Source organism: Streptomyces sp. NBC_00223, assembly GCF_036199905.1.
GTDB lineage: Bacteria > Actinomycetota > Actinomycetes > Streptomycetales > Streptomycetaceae > Actinacidiphila.
The window spans coordinates 5,075,517-5,090,364 of sequence record NZ_CP108109.1 but is presented as its reverse complement, the minus strand read 5'-3'; the positions used below and the strand labels follow the sequence as shown (position 1 = coordinate 5,090,364).

Genomic DNA, 14,848 nt, shown 5'->3' with positions numbered 1-14,848 from the left:
CTCCGCAAGCCCCCCGCAGCCCCGCCCCGCACACCAAGGAGAGTGAGGTGACGGCCAGATGGCCGACATCGACAACCCGCCGAGCAGCCAGACCCCCGGCTGGACCGACGACATGGCCCCCGGCTCGCTCATCACCCGCGACGGGCAGATGCAGTGGGCCGGGCTCGTCATGGGCCCCGGCACCGCGTACGAGATCGACAGCAGCGGCCTGACCGGCTGGGAGGACATCCCCGAGTTCGACACCAGCGACGCCGACCGGCCCACCGCGCACGGCACCTGGCCCGGCGCCCGTTACGCCAAGCCCCGCAAGATCGCCGGGCAGCTGTGGCTGCTGCCCTCGGCCTCCGGCGCGGCCGCTCTCGCGGCGATCCGCGCGCTGCGTCAGGCGCTCTCGCTCAGCGACGACGCCCGCTGGCTCGCCGTACGGCTGCACGGCGAGACGCTGACCGTCCGCGCCCGGGTCAGCCAGCGGGTGCTGCCCGCCGACCGCACCTACGCCCTCCAGGGTGTGGCCAAGGCGTCGGTGCAGTGGCAGGCCGACGACCCGCGCCGCTACACCGTCGAGGAGGAGGCCCGCAGGACCGAGCCACCGCGGCCCGAGAGCGGGCTGACCTGGCCGCTGGCCTGGCCGCTGGACTTCGGCCAGGCCGCGAGCACCGGCGACATCACCGCCGTGAACATGGGCTCGGCCCCCACCCACCCGGTGATCTCCTTCAACGGCCCGTGCGTCAACCCCACGGTGACCGACCGCACCAACGGCCGGCGGCTGCGGTACGAGATCACGCTCACCACCGACGACCAACTGGTCATCGACACGATGGCCGGCACGGTCACCCTCAACGGCACCGCCTCCCGCCGCTACACCGCGGCCGCGGACAGCAGCCCCGAGGAGCTGTTCGCCTTCCAGCCGGGCGCGGACGAGCTGTCCTTCCGCCCGGATTCCTCGGACGCCGGCGCCGAGATGGCGGTGACCTGGCGCAGCGCCGAGTGGTAACGGCCCGCCTCACGTAGCGCCCGTACGGACCCTGCCGCCGACCACCACCTGTCCGTGTCCACCCGGTTCGACAACGTCTGTCCGCGCGTCGAGCCGCTGCATCAACGCCCCCGGCCCCGCCACCCCAGGAGTCATCATGAACGCACGGTCCGCCTGGCTGCTCGAAACCGGCCAGACCCGCGAGGACACCCGCGTCTCCCCCCTCGGCACCTTCACCCCCTCCTCACCGCTGGCCAGCCGCTCGGGCGTCCTCCCCGGCTCGCCCGGCGGTCAGTTCCGCATCTCCGGCTTCACCGTCACCGGCACCTCCACGATGACAGTCAGCGTCTCCCCCGGCCGGGCGATCGTCCAGGGCACCGAGTCCCAGGGCGCGTACCCGGTCGCGCTCACCGAGTACGCGACCCTGACCTTCTCCGACGGCGACGCCCAGTACCCGCGGATCGACCTCGTCGCGATCCGGGTCTACGACGACCTCTACGACGGCTCGGGCCGTACCGAGGCGACCGTCGAGATCGTCGAGGGCGTGCCCGCGGCCAGCCCCTCCGTCCGGACGGTGACCGGCCTGATTCTGCCGCTGTACCAGGTGGTCGTCCCGGCCCGCGCCAGCGCGGGCACCGGCGGCATCACCTGGGACACGGCGCTGACCGGGCAGCGTACGGCCACCGTCGCCATCGGCGGCATCCTGCCGGTCACCACCGACACCGCGCCCGGCGCCTACCCCGGCCACTACCGGGACAACAGCGGCAGCCTGGAACGCTGGGACGGCACCGCCTGGCGGCCGTACCCGCCGGCTCCCGTGTGGCAGAGCTGGACGCCGAAGTGGACCACCGCCACCGGGGCCGCGCTGCCCTCCTTCGGCAACGCCGCCCTCCAGTGCCGCTACATCCAGTACGGCCCGCTCGTGCATCTCGTCTTCGACATCGGCTTCGGCACCACCACGCAGTTCGGGACCGGCGCCACCACCAACGACAACTGGTGGTTCACCCTGCCGGTGCCCGCGGCCAACTCCCCCCAGTGCTTCGGCTTCGCCGCACTGAACCTCTCCACCCCGCTGCGCGCGGTCGCGCAGATACGCTGCGTGTCGAGCACCCAGTTCGAGCTGGAGGTCACCACCGCACCGCCCAACGGGACCACGCTGGTCACCGGGCTTGTCGACGCCATCACCCCCTGGGTCTGGAACACGAGCAGCAACATCCGCGGCACCGCCACCTACGAGGCAGCCGTATGACCACACCCGCGCTGACCACCCCGTACCGGGCGATCTTCTGCGATCTGCGCACCGACCGGGTCTTCGACATCCTGCCGCTGAGGGACGTCTCGCTCGACGACTACATCGGCAAGCCCGGTTCGCTCACCGGGACCGTGCCGGTGCCCGACCGGGCCATCGCGGCCCGCGCCCGGCGGATCGCCGAGGGCCGTACCTCGGTCTATCTGGAACGCGGCGGCGACCTGTGGTGGGGCGGGGTGATCTGGACCAGCACCCTGGAGAGCACCGACCGGGGGGTGCTCACCCTGGGCATCCAGGCCGCCACCTTCGACTCGTACGCCAACCGCCGGATCATCCGCACCGATCTGACCTACACCGGCAAGGAGCAACTGGAGCTGGCCCGCGAGCTGTGGCGGCACCTCCAGGCGACCGCCGGCGGCGACATCGGCGTCAGCTACGGTACCGAGACCTCCGACGTGCTGCGGGACGTCTCCTGGCGGGACGGCGACGAGACCGTCTACTACGACGCGCTGGACCAACTCGCGGCGCTCGACGGCGGCTTCGAGCACCACATCTCCGTCTTCCGCTCCCCCGCCGGCGAGCGGGTGCGCCAACTGCGCCTGGGCAGCCCGAAGATCACCACCGGCACCACCGATCTGGTGCTCGACATGCCGGGTTCGATCCTGGCGTACTCCTTCCCGCGCGACGCGACCCGCGGCGGCACCACCGCCCGGGCCCGCGGCGACTCGGTCAACGAGAACCAGGCCGAGGAGTCCAGGCCGCTGTACTCCTCGGAGCACGTGGCCCAGCCGCTGATCGACGCCGGCTTCCCCCGGGTCGACCTGACCGCGGACTACAGCTCGATCACCGACATCCCCTCGCTGGAGTCGCTGGCCGCCGCCGAACTGGCCACCGCCCAGGGCGCGGTGGTGATCCCGGAGATCACCATCCGGCTCGACGACCTGGTGCCGCCCGCGCTGCTCGGCAGGACCGTACGGCTGCGGATCACCGACGACTGGTACGTGGAAGGGCTCGACACCCGCTACCGGATCATCGGCGCCAAGGTCACCCCGCCGCAGCGCGGCCGCCCCGACACCGCGGACCTGTATCTGGAGGAGGTCTGATGGCGCAGCTGCCCGAGGACATCATCGACCGGCTCACCGCCATGGAACGCCGTATCCAGCAGCTGTCCACGGCGGTCAACACCCGGCCGGCCCTCAACAAGATCTCCGGCGGCGGGGTGGACATCACCGACGGCGGCTGGATCCAGGTGCACGCCCCCAACGGCACCCCGGTCTTCGCGGTCGGCGCCTGGGAGGGCGCCGAGTACGGCCTCGCGCTCAACCGCCAGACCGGGGAGCACGCCCTGACCCTCTTCAACGGCGACGGGACCGCCACCGGCAAGCAGCCGGTGCGGATCTACGACATCGGCGGCCACGAGATCATCTCCGACGATGTGAAGACCGGTGGTCTGGCCCGCCCGTGGCTGGCGCTGCTGCCGCCGCAGGATCTCGGCGTGACCCGCTGGCCGCAGACCAACTCCGCGTCCTGGACGCCGATCGCCCGCTCCCGCAACCCGGTGTGGCAGCCGCAGTTGCGGCTGTACATGCCGACCGCGGCGGGCTCGGGCACCCAGGGCCAGATCAAGGTGCTGGTCAATGGCGCCGATTTCGGCAGCGCCGTCAGCGCGGGCAGCGTCTTCGACCACACCGGCCCGGTCTCGGCGAACTTCGACGCCGACTTCGCGGGCCTGTTCACCGTCGAGGTGCAGGCGCAGGTCACCAGCGGCACGGGATCGGTCTACGCCCAGCCGCAAATGATGTTCGGCATCCAGAGCACCTGACCGCCGGCCGATTCCCGGAAGGACACCCCTCGTGGACATCGACACCACCCAGCCCTGGGGCATCGCCCTCGACTACTTCGGCCGCGCCACGATCACCGAGAGCGGCCACACCGTCCGGATCCGCGTCTACGACCAGACGATGGGCGAGCCGCTGGCCCCCGACCCGCTCACCGGCACCTACCCGCAGGTGTACGTCTCCGCGCAGGTCACCGAGACCGGCGCCAATTTCAGCCAGCTGCGCGGCTACGGCGAGGTGGTCGTCCGGGGGGAGGGCGCCGCGCCGATCGTCCCCGACCAGAGCGCCGTGGCAAACGCGGTGGCCGCGGCGCTGAGCGACTTCGCGGCCGGTACGGCGGCGTACGCGGAGCTGTGCGCGACCTGGGGCACCCCGGCGGACGGCGGCACCACGGGTACGGACCCGGGCGACGGCGGCGGCTCCGACTCCGGCTCCGGCTCCGGTACGGACCCCGACCCCGGCGAGGGCGACGGCTCCGGGGACCCCGACTCCGAAGCCGGTTCCGGCCCTGACTCCGACTCCGGCGCCGACCCGGGCGACCCGGAGGCGGGCACGGCGGGCGACCCGCAGACCGGTACGGAGACCAGCACGGCGGTCGGCACGGACGAGAGCCTGCCGACCGCCTGACGACCAAGGGAAGACCCATGGCGAACCCCCTCTCCGCCGACGCCCTCGTCACCGCACTGGAGGACGAGGGCGTCACCGTCGTCGAGCACGACGGCTGGCGCACCCACAACCGCAACCACAAGGGCCCGTGGGGGCCGGTCAACGGTGTGATGATCCATCACACCGTCACCACCGGCACCGACGGCTCCGTGACCCTCTGCTACAACGGCCGCTCCGATCTGCCGGGCCCGCTGTGCCACGGCGTGATCGCCAAGGACGGCAGCGTCCACCTCGTCGGCAACGGCCGGGCCAACCACGCGGGCGCGGGCGACCCCGATGTCCTGGCGGCCGTGATCGCCGAACGCGCCACGCTGCCCGCGCCGAATCAGCGCACGGCCGACGGCAACACCCACTTCTACGGCTTCGAGTGCGTCAACCTCGGTGACGGCAAGGACCCCTGGCCCGCCGCCCAGCTCGACGCCATCGAGCGGGTCTCGGCCGCGATCTGCCGGGCGCACGGCTGGCACGCCGCCTCCGTCATCGGCCACAAGGAGTGGACCAGCGCCAAGATCGACCCGCTCGGCTTCACCATGGCCGGTCTGCGGGCCTCGATCGCCGCCCGGCTGGCGCAGCCCGCCTCCCACGCCCCGAAGCCGCCCGCCACCCCGCCCGCCACCCCGCCCGCCAAGCCGGCGTACCAGCCCTACCCGGGCGCCGCGTGGTTCACGGCGCAGCCCAAGTCTGCGATCGTCACCGCGATGGGCAAGCGGCTGGTGGCCGAGGGCTGCTCGGCGTACAGGGTGGGGCCGGGCCCGCAGTGGACCCAGGCCGACCGCGACAGCTACGCCAAGTGGCAGCGCAAGCTCGGCTACACCGGCACCGACGCGGACGGCCGGCCCGGCCCGGCGTCCTGGGCGGCCCTGAAGGTCCCGTACTCCGGCTGACCGCACTCCTATGTCTGCGAAAGGTGGATTCCCATGTCAGAGGCCGCGAAGCACACCCTGCGCACTGTCGTGCAGACGGCGGTCGGCCTGTGCGTCCTGCTGCCCACGGTCATCGGTGACGGCGACACCGCGGACACGCTGCCGTGGGCCGCCGGGGCGGTTGCCGTGGCCGGCGGGCTGGCCCGGCTGATGGCGCTGCCCGCCGTCCAGTCGGCGCTGCCGTCCTGGCTGCGTACGGCGGTCCCGGTCAACAGCGACCAGGCCCTCCGGCAGCTCCCCGCCCCGGCCGCGCCCGCCGCCGAGTCCGCGCCCGCCTTCGGCTTCAACTCCGGCGCGAGCGCGGGTACGGGCACGGACGCGGGTACGGACGCGGGCCCGAGCACCGGACCCGGCTCCGGCTCCGGCTCCGGTGAGGAAGGCAGCGGTGCATGAGCGAACCCAGCCTGTCCGACCCGGCCGCCGTCGCCCTGGAACTGGAGCGGCTGCGCGGCACCGTCGAGGCCGGTTTCGCCCGGGTCGACGGCGCGCTCGCCCTGGTCGTCCAGCGCAATGACCAGACCGACCGGCAGCTCGCCGACCACGAGGCCCGGCTGGACTCCCTGGAGCGCGCCCGCTGGCCGCTCGCCAGCATCGGCGCGCTCGCGGCGGTGGCGACCGTACTGGTCACCGTCTGGGAGCTGACCGCGCGCTGAGGGCGGCCGGACGGGCGGGCAGGAGCCCGTACGAAGCAGGACACGCGAAAGGGCGGCCACCCCGTGATGGGGTGGCCGCCCTTTCGGCGTTTCAGCCGCCGCTCGCCTGCTCAGCGGCGCGAGGCGACGACTCAGCCGTTGTACGGGCCGTAGTCGTAGTCCTCCAGCGGCACCGCCTGGCCGGAGCCGGTGCCGAACGGGCTGTAGTCGATGTCGTCGTAGCCGACGGCCGAGTACATCGCGGCCTTGGCCTCCTCGGTCGGCTCCACCCGGATGTTGCGGTAGCGGGCCAGGCCCGTACCCGCCGGGATGAGCTTGCCGATGATGACGTTCTCCTTGAGGCCCAGCAGCGAGTCGGACTTCGCGTGGATCGCCGCGTCCGTCAGCACCCGGGTCGTCTCCTGGAAGGAGGCGGCCGACAGCCAGGACTCGGTGGCCAGCGAGGCCTTGGTGATACCCATCAGCTGCGGACGACCCGAGGCCGGGTGACCGCCCTCGGAGACCACACGGCGGTTCTCGGTCTCGAACCGGCCGCGCTCGACCAGCTCGCCCGGCAGCAGCTCCGCGTCGCCGGACTCGATGATCGTGACCCGGCGGAGCATCTGCCGGATGATGATCTCGATGTGCTTGTCGTGGATCGACACGCCCTGCGAGTTGTAGACCTTCTGCACTTCCTGCACCAGGTGGATCTGCACCTGACGCTGGCCCAGGATGCGCAGCACGTCGTGCGGGTTGGTGGCACCGTAGGTGAGCTTCTGACCGACCTCGACGTGGTCGCCCTCGGACACCTGGAGCTTGACGCGCTTGGAGATCGGGTAGGCGATCTCCTCCGCGCCGTCGTCCGGGGTGACCACGAGCTTCTTGGTCTTCTCGGTCTCCTCGATCCGGACCCGGCCGGCCGCCTCGGAGATCGGGGCGACACCCTTCGGGACACGGGCCTCGAACAGCTCGACGACACGCGGCAGACCCTGCGTGATGTCGTCACCGGCCACACCACCGGTGTGGAAGGTACGCATCGTCAGCTGGGTGCCGGGCTCACCGATCGACTGGGCCGCGATGATGCCGACGGCCTCGCCGATGTCCACCAGCTTGCCGGTGGCCAGCGAGCGGCCGTAGCAGTAGGCACAGGTGCCCACGGCCGACTCGCAGGTGAGGATCGAGCGGGTCTTGACCTCTTCGACGCCGTGCCGCACGAGCTGGTCGATGAGCACGTCGCCCAGGTCGACATTGGCGGGGGCGATGACCTTGCCGTCCACCACGACGTCCTCGGCGAGCATCCGCGCGTACACGCTGGTCTCGACGTCGTCCGTCTTGCGCAGGTTGCCGTCGGCGCCGCGCTCGGCGATCCGCAGCTTGAGACCGCGCTCGGTGCCGCAGTCCTCCTCACGGATGATCACGTCCTGCGAGACGTCCACCAGACGACGGGTCAGGTAACCCGAGTCGGCGGTACGCAGCGCGGTGTCGGCCAGACCCTTACGGGCACCGTGGGTGGAGATGAAGTACTCCAGCACGGACAGGCCCTCACGGAAGGACGCCTTGATCGGACGCGGGATGGTCTCGTTCTTGGCGTTCGAGACCAGGCCGCGCATACCCGCGATCTGACGCATCTGCATCATGTTTCCGCGGGCGCCCGAGTCGACCATCATGAAGATCGGGTTGGTCTTCGGGAAGTTGGCGTTCATCGCGGTGGCGACCTCGTTGGTCGCCTTGGTCCAGATGCTGATCAGCTCGTCCGAGCGCTCCTGCTTGGTGATCAGACCGCGCTCGTACTGCTTCTGGACCTTCTCGTCCTGTGCCTCGTAGGACGAGATGATCGCCTTCTTGGCCTCCGGCACCACGATGTCGGAGATGGCCACGGTGACTCCGGACCGGGTCGCCCAGTGGAAGCCCGCCGCCTTCAGGTTGTCGAGCGTCGCCGCCACGATGACCTTGGGGTAGCGCTCGGCGAGGTCGTTGACGATCTCGGAGAGCTGCTTCTTGCCGACCGGGTAGTCGACGAACGGGTAGTCCTCGGGCAGCAGCTCGTTGAAGAGCGCGCGGCCCAGGGTGGTCCGCAGCCGGAAGGTGTCGCCCAGCTGGTACGGCTGCTCGCCCTCGGTCGGCTCCGGCGGGGTCCAGCCGCGCGGCGGGACGGTGCCCACCGGGAAGCGGATGTCGACCAGCGCCTGCATCGACAGCTCGCGGTTGTCGAACGCCATGATCGCCTCGGCCGTGGAGCCGAACGCCCGGCCCTCTCCCGTGACCACGCGCTCCTCGGAGTCCGTGGTCAGGAAGAACAGGCCGAGCACCATGTCCTGGGTCGGCATGGTGACCGGGCGGCCGTCGGCCGGCTTGAGGATGTTGTTCGAGGACAGCATCAGGATGCGGGCCTCGGCCTGCGCCTCCGCGGACAGCGGAAGGTGCACGGCCATCTGGTCGCCGTCGAAGTCCGCGTTGAAGGCGGTGCAGACCAGCGGGTGGATCTGGATGGCCTTGCCCTCGACGAGCTGCGGCTCGAACGCCTGGATGCCGAGGCGGTGCAGGGTCGGTGCGCGGTTGAGCAGCACCGGGTGCTCGGCGATGACCTCTTCCAGCACGTCGTACACGACCGTGCGGCCGCGCTCGACCATGCGCTTGGCCGACTTGATGTTCTGCGCGTGGTTGAGGTCCACCAGGCGCTTCATCACGAACGGCTTGAAGAGCTCCAGCGCCATGGCCTTGGGCAGGCCGCACTGGTGCAGCTTGAGCTGCGGGCCGACGACGATCACCGAACGGGCGGAGTAGTCGACGCGCTTGCCGAGCAGGTTCTGACGGAAGCGGCCCTGCTTGCCCTTGAGCATGTCGGAGAGCGACTTCAGCGGACGGTTGCCGGGGCCCGTGACCGGGCGGCCGCGGCGGCCGTTGTCGAAGAGCGCGTCCACGGCCTCCTGGAGCATGCGCTTCTCGTTGTTCACGATGATCTCGGGCGCGCCGAGGTCGAGCAGCCGCTTCAGACGGTTGTTGCGGTTGATCACGCGGCGGTACAGGTCGTTCAGGTCGGAGGTCGCGAAGCGGCCACCGTCCAGCTGCACCATCGGACGCAGGTCCGGCGGGATCACCGGGACGCAGTCCAGCACCATGCCGTTGGGCTTGTTGGTGGTCTGAAGGAACGCGGAGACGACCTTGAGGCGCTTGAGCGCGCGGGTCTTCTTCTGTCCCTTGCCGGTACGGATGATCTCGCGGAGGCGCTCGGCCTCCTCGTCCAGGTCGAAGGACTCCAGGCGCTTCTGCAGCGCCGCGGCACCCATCGAGCCCTGGAAGTACGTGCCGAAGCGGTCGCGCAGCTCGCGGTAGAGCAGCTCGTCGCCCTCCAGGTCCTGGACCTTGAGGTTCTTGAAGCGGGCCCACACCTCGTCCAGCCGGTCCAGCTCGCGCTGGGCGCGGTCGCGCAGCTGCTTCATCTCGCGCTCGGCGCCTTCACGCACCTTGCGGCGGACGTCGGCCTTCGCGCCCTCGTTCTCCAGCTCGCCGAGGTCGGCTTCCAGCTTCTTCTGCCGGCCCTCGACATCGGCGTCACGGCGCTGCTCGACCTGCTGGCGCTCGACGGAGACCTGGGCCTCCAGCGAGGGCAGGTCGCGCGTACGGCGCTCGTCGTCCACCCAGGTGATCATGTACGCCGCGAAGTAGATGACCTTCTCCAGGTCCTTCGGGGCGAGGTCGAGCAGGTATCCCAGACGGGACGGGACGCCCTTGAAGTACCAGATGTGCGTGACGGGAGCGGCCAGCTCGATGTGGCCCATCCGCTCACGGCGCACCTTGGCGCGAGTGACCTCGACGCCGCAGCGCTCACAGATGATGCCCTTGAAGCGGACCCGCTTGTACTTCCCGCAGTAGCACTCCCAGTCCCGGGTCGGACCGAAGATCTTCTCGCAGAAGAGCCCGTCCTTTTCCGGCTTGAGCGTGCGGTAGTTGATGGTCTCCGGCTTCTTCACTTCGCCGTGCGACCAGGTACGAATGTCGTCCGCGGTGGCAAGGCCGATCCGCAGCTCGTCGAAGAAGTTGACGTCGAGCACTTGTCGTCAATCCCGCCTTCGGGTTCTACCCGACCAGAAACGCTGCCGGGGTCGATTGTCAAACATGGTCTGAACGGTCCTGGGAGAGGCCGCCCGGCTCGCGAGGAGCCGGGCGACCGGCCCGTCAGACCTCTTCGACGCTGCTCGGCTCGCGCCGGGACAGGTCGATACCGAGTTCCTCCGCGGCGCGGAAGACATCCTCGTCGGTGTCACGCATCTCGATGGACATACCGTCCGAGGACAGCACTTCCACGTTGAGGCAGAGCGACTGCATTTCCTTGATGAGCACCTTGAAGGACTCGGGAATACCGGGCTCGGGGATGTTCTCGCCCTTGACGATGGCCTCGTAGACCTTCACGCGGCCGAGCACGTCGTCGGACTTGATGGTCAGCAGCTCCTGGAGGGCGTACGCGGCACCGTATGCCTCCAGCGCCCACACCTCCATCTCGCCGAATCGCTGCCCGCCGAACTGCGCCTTACCACCGAGCGGCTGCTGGGTGATCATCGAGTACGGGCCGGTGGAACGGGCGTGCAGCTTGTCGTCCACCAGGTGGTGCAGCTTGAGGATGTACATGTAGCCGATGGAGATCGGCTCGGGGAACGGCTCGCCGGAGCGGCCGTCGTAGAGCCGGGCCTTGCCGGAGGGCATGACCAGGCGGTCGCCGTCGCGGTTGGGGATCGTGGACTCGAAGAGGCCGGTGATCTCGTCCTCGCGGGCGCCGTCGAAGACCGGGGTGGCGACGTTGGTGTTCGCCGCGACCTGGTCGGCGTCGATCGCCTGGAGGCGGCGCGCCCACTCCTCGGCGACCCCGGAGACGTCCCAGCCCTGCTTGGCCAGCCAGCCGAGGTGGATCTCCAGCACCTGTCCCGGGTTCATTCGGGACGGCACGCCGAGCGGGTTGAGGATGATGTCGACCGGGCTGCCGTCCTCCAGGAACGGCATGTCCTCGACCGGCAGGATCTTGGAGATGACGCCCTTGTTGCCGTGGCGTCCGGCCAGCTTGTCGCCGTCGGTGATCTTGCGCTTCTGCGCCACGTACACGCGCACCAGCTGGTTCACACCGGGGGGAAGCTCGTCGCCCTCCTCGCGGTCGAAGACGCGCACACCGATGACCTTGCCGGTCTCGCCGTGCGGCACCTTCAGCGAGGTGTCGCGGACCTCACGGGCCTTCTCGCCGAAGATCGCGCGCAGCAGCCGCTCCTCCGGGGTCAGCTCGGTCTCGCCCTTCGGGGTGACCTTGCCGACCAGGATGTCGCCGGCCACCACGTCGGCGCCGATCCGGATGATGCCGCGCTCGTCGAGGTCGGCGAGGACCTCCTCGGAGACGTTCGGGATGTCCCGGGTGATCTCCTCCGGGCCGAGCTTGGTGTCACGGGCGTCGACCTCGTGCTCCTCGATGTGGATCGAGGACAGGACGTCGTCCTGCACGAGGCGCTGCGACAGGATGATCGCGTCCTCGTAGTTGTGGCCCTCCCACGGCATGAACGCGACCAGCAGGTTCTTGCCGAGCGCCATCTCACCGGCTTCGGTGGACGGACCGTCGGCGAGGACCTGGCCCGCGACCACGCGGGCGCCCTCGTCCACGAGCACCTTCTGGTTGAAGGAGGTGCCCTGGTTGGAGCGGGAGAACTTGGCGACCCGGTACGTGGTGTACGTGCCGTCGTCGTTGGTGACCGTGACGTAGTCGGCGGAGACCTCCTGGACCACACCGTCCTTGTCGGCCTTGATCACGTCGCCGGCGTCGACCGCGCAGCGGTACTCCATACCGGTGCCGACCAGCGGCGCCTCGGCCTTGATCAGCGGTACGGCCTGGCGCATCATGTTCGATCCCATGAGCGCGCGGTTGGCGTCGTCGTGCTCAAGGAACGGGATCATCGCGGTGGCGACCGACACCATCTGGCGCGGCGAGACGTCCATGTAGTCGACGTCGTCGCCGGGGATGTAGTCGATCTCGCCGCCGCGGCGGCGGACCAGCACGCGGGACTCGGCGAACCGCAGGTCCTCGGTCAGCGGCGCGTTGGCCTGCGCGATGACGAAGCGGTCCTCCTCGTCGGCGGTCAGGTAGTCCACGTCGTCGGTGACGACGCCCTCGACGACCTTGCGGTACGGGGTCTCGACGAAACCGAACGCGTTGACCCGGCCGTACGACGCGAGCGAGCCGATCAGACCGATGTTCGGGCCTTCGGGGGTCTCGATCGGACACATGCGGCCGTAGTGCGACGGGTGCACGTCACGGACCTCGAAGCCGGCCCGCTCACGGGACAGACCACCGGGGCCCAGCGCCGACAGCCGGCGCTTGTGGGTCAGGCCGGACAGCGGGTTCGTCTGGTCCATGAACTGGGAGAGCTGGCTGGTGCCGAAGAACTCCTTGATGGAGGCGACGACCGGCCGGATGTTGATCAGGGTCTGCGGCGTGATCGCCTCGACGTCCTGGGTCGTCATCCGCTCGCGGACCACGCGCTCCATACGGGCCAGGCCGGTACGGACCTGGTTCTGGATCAGCTCGCCGACGTTGCGCAGGCGGCGGTTGCCGAAGTGGTCGATGTCGTCGACCTCGACCACCATCGTGGCGCCGTTGTCGCCCGAGGTCTCGGTCTCACCGGCGTGCAGCTTCACCAGGTACTTGATGGTGGCGATGATGTCGTCGGTGGTGAGCACGCCGGCGTCCAGCGGCGCGTCGCTGCCGAGCTTCTTGTTGACCTTGTAGCGGCCGACCTTCGCGAGGTCGTAGCGCTTGGGGTTGAAGTAGAGGTTCTCCAGCAGGGTCTGGGCGGCCTCCTTGGTCGGCGGCTCGCCCGGACGCAGCTTGCGGTAGATGTCGAGCAGCGCGTCGTCCTGGCCCTGGGTGTGGTCCTTCTCCAGGGTGGCGCGCATCGACTCGTACTCGCCGAACTCCTCGAGGATCTGCTCGGTGGTCCAGCCCAGCGCCTTGAGCAGCACGGTGACCGACTGCTTGCGCTTGCGGTCGATACGGACGCCGACCATGTCGCGCTTGTCGATCTCCATCTCCAGCCAGGCACCCCGGGACGGGATGATCTTGGCGGAGAAGATGTCCTTGTCGGACGTCTTGTCGATCTGGCTGTCGAAGTAGACACCCGGCGAGCGGACCAGCTGCGAGACGACGACACGCTCGGTGCCGTTGATGCAGAAGGTGCCCTTGTTGGTCATCAGGGGGAAGTCACCCATGAAGACCGTCTGGGACTTGATCTCGCCGGTCTCGTTGTTGGTGAACTCTGCGGTGACGAAGAGCGGGGCGCCGTACGTGAAGTCGCGCTCCTTGCACTCGTCCAGCGAGTTCTTCGGCGGCTCGAAGCGGTGGTCGCGGAAAGTGAGCGACATCGACCCGGAGAAGTCCTCGATCGGCGAGATCTCCTCGAAGATCTCCTCCAGACCGGACTTCCTGGGGACGTCCTGCCCACTGTCCAGGGCCGCCTCGACCCGAGCCTTCCACGCGGCATTGCCGAGCAGCCAGTCAAAGCTCTCGGTCTGGAGCGCGAGGAGGTTCGGAACTTCGAGCGGTTCACGGATCTTCGCGAAAGAGATGCGCAGCGGTGCGGTGCTGGCGCCGTTGTTCGAATTGGCAGTCGAGGCGTTGCGCGAGGCGGCCAAGAGGGGGTCCTTCCGAGGGCTCGGACTCACTACGCGCGTACCGGTCCGCCCCTGAGCTGATGAGGAAGTCCCTGATGACGGGCTTCTTCACAGATGCTCAGACGTGGGCATGCTCCTGGTGACGGGCCAGGCAGCAGCTAACAGGCAGCGCAAAGGGTCAGTGTAGCCACTTGGCCCACTGATGTCCAGGCTGAGATTCGGTGTACCGAATCGTCGCCCCCTCGCCCGTCTGTCGGGACCCGGCCTCGGCACCGGATCCGCTCTCATCACGCCGCATTGCCATGCATTCCCGCATCGCCACCGATCCATGCATCCGACCTCCCACGAAGTGTGGGTCGGAGCCCGAACAAGGCCCGGACACAGCCCTGCCGACGCGCGGACCTCGGTGGTGGCGCGTCCCTGAGAATTGCGCGATGCGTGCCATCCGTCAAGGCCCAGACCTTGCGGAGATCCAAAACGACCGAGGGCGGCCACCCTTTCGGGTGACCGCCCTACGGCGTGTGGAGCAGGTGTTACTTGACCTCGACCGAGGCACCGGCGGCCTCCAGGGCCTCCTTCGCCTTCTCCGCGGCTTCCTTCGCGACCTTCTCGACGACGGCCTTCGGCGCGCCGTCCACGAGGTCCTTGGCTTCCTTCAGACCCAGGGAGGTCAGCTCACGCACGACCTTGATGACCTGGATCTTCTTCTCGCCGGCACCCTTGAGGATGACGTCGAACTCGTCCTGCTCCTCGACGGCCTCGGCGACGGCGGCAGCGCCACCACCGGCGGCAACGGCGACCGGGGCCGCGGCGGTGACGTCGAACTTCTCCTCGAACGCCTTCACGAACCCGGAGAGCTCGATGAGGGTCATGTCCTCGAACTGCGCGAGCAGGTCGTCCTGGCTGAGCTTCGCCATGATGGCGGT

11 protein-coding genes are annotated in these 14,848 nt (G+C 69.5%); 8 read left to right on the top strand and 3 right to left on the bottom strand.

The features are described 5' to 3' along the window. The first annotated feature begins 58 nt into the window (after positions 1-58). The 8 genes from OHA30_RS21595 (at position 59) to OHA30_RS21560 (ending at position 6,302) form a co-directional block, all read left to right on the top strand. Entirely contained in the window at positions 59-994 is a 936-nt protein-coding gene (locus tag OHA30_RS21595) for a phage distal tail protein (RefSeq protein WP_328915506.1), read from the top strand. 136 nt (positions 995-1,130) lie between these two features. Next, positions 1,131-2,222, top strand: a complete 1,092-nt coding sequence (locus OHA30_RS21590; protein WP_328915505.1) for a hypothetical protein — start codon at positions 1,131-1,133, stop codon at positions 2,220-2,222. After that, complete coding sequence (locus OHA30_RS21585; RefSeq protein WP_328915504.1) at positions 2,219-3,325, top strand: hypothetical protein; 1,107 nt, start codon at positions 2,219-2,221, stop codon at positions 3,323-3,325. The genes OHA30_RS21590 and OHA30_RS21585 overlap by 4 nt, the downstream gene beginning before the upstream one ends. Continuing rightward, complete coding sequence (locus OHA30_RS21580) at positions 3,325-4,044, top strand: hypothetical protein (protein WP_328915503.1); 720 nt, start codon at positions 3,325-3,327, stop codon at positions 4,042-4,044. The genes OHA30_RS21585 and OHA30_RS21580 overlap by 1 nt, the downstream gene beginning before the upstream one ends. A gap of 31 nt (positions 4,045-4,075) precedes the next feature. Beyond that, positions 4,076-4,687 carry a hypothetical protein gene (locus tag OHA30_RS21575; RefSeq protein WP_328915502.1) on the top strand — a complete coding sequence of 204 codons (612 nt, stop codon included), beginning with the start codon at positions 4,076-4,078 and terminating at the stop codon, positions 4,685-4,687. A 17-nt stretch (positions 4,688-4,704) separates the two neighbouring features. Beyond that, a complete protein-coding gene (locus tag OHA30_RS21570; RefSeq protein WP_328915501.1) occupies positions 4,705-5,610 on the top strand; it encodes a peptidoglycan-binding protein in 906 nt (301 codons plus the stop codon). A 33-nt stretch (positions 5,611-5,643) separates the two neighbouring features. Then, a complete protein-coding gene (locus OHA30_RS21565; RefSeq protein ID WP_328915500.1) occupies positions 5,644-6,042 on the top strand; it encodes a hypothetical protein in 399 nt (132 codons plus the stop codon). Further along, positions 6,039-6,302, top strand: a complete 264-nt coding sequence (locus tag OHA30_RS21560) for a hypothetical protein (RefSeq protein WP_328915499.1) — start codon at positions 6,039-6,041, stop codon at positions 6,300-6,302. The genes OHA30_RS21565 and OHA30_RS21560 overlap by 4 nt, the downstream gene beginning before the upstream one ends. Positions 6,303-6,433: 131 nt before the next feature. Here OHA30_RS21560 and OHA30_RS21555 read toward each other — a convergent pair whose 3' ends face one another. The 3 genes from OHA30_RS21555 to rplL form a co-directional block, all read right to left on the bottom strand. Next, the gene (locus OHA30_RS21555) at positions 6,434-10,333 is read right to left on the bottom strand and encodes a DNA-directed RNA polymerase subunit beta' (protein ID WP_328915498.1); all 3,900 of its coding nucleotides are present in this window, start codon (positions 10,331-10,333) and stop codon (positions 6,434-6,436) included. Positions 10,334-10,457: 124 nt separating this feature from the next. Further along, positions 10,458-13,943, bottom strand: coding sequence for a DNA-directed RNA polymerase subunit beta (gene rpoB / locus OHA30_RS21550; RefSeq protein WP_328915497.1), 3,486 nt, complete (start codon positions 13,941-13,943; stop codon positions 10,458-10,460). Positions 13,944-14,455: 512 nt separating this feature from the next. Continuing rightward, positions 14,456-14,839: a 50S ribosomal protein L7/L12 gene (gene rplL, locus OHA30_RS21545; RefSeq protein ID WP_328915496.1), complete on the bottom strand. Its 384-nt coding sequence runs from the start codon at positions 14,837-14,839 to the stop codon at positions 14,456-14,458. Between the last annotated feature and the right edge of the window lie 9 nt (positions 14,840-14,848).

Bases quoted from the DNA above. Each gene is read 5' to 3' on its own strand.
- OHA30_RS21595 (WP_328915506.1), top strand. From the start codon at position 59: ATGGCCGACATCGACAACCCGCCGAGCAGCCAGACCCCCGGCTGGACC.
- OHA30_RS21590 (WP_328915505.1), top strand. From the start codon at position 1,131: ATGAACGCACGGTCCGCCTGGCTGCTCGAAACCGGCCAGACCCGCGAG.
- OHA30_RS21585 (WP_328915504.1), top strand. From the start codon at position 2,219: ATGACCACACCCGCGCTGACCACCCCGTACCGGGCGATCTTCTGCGAT.
- OHA30_RS21580 (WP_328915503.1), top strand. From the start codon at position 3,325: ATGGCGCAGCTGCCCGAGGACATCATCGACCGGCTCACCGCCATGGAA.
- OHA30_RS21570 (WP_328915501.1), top strand. From the start codon at position 4,705: ATGGCGAACCCCCTCTCCGCCGACGCCCTCGTCACCGCACTGGAGGAC.
- OHA30_RS21565 (WP_328915500.1), top strand. From the start codon at position 5,644: ATGTCAGAGGCCGCGAAGCACACCCTGCGCACTGTCGTGCAGACGGCG.
- OHA30_RS21560 (WP_328915499.1), top strand. From the start codon at position 6,039: ATGAGCGAACCCAGCCTGTCCGACCCGGCCGCCGTCGCCCTGGAACTG.
- rplL (WP_328915496.1), bottom strand. From the start codon at position 14,839: ATGGCGAAGCTCAGCCAGGACGACCTGCTCGCGCAGTTCGAGGACATG.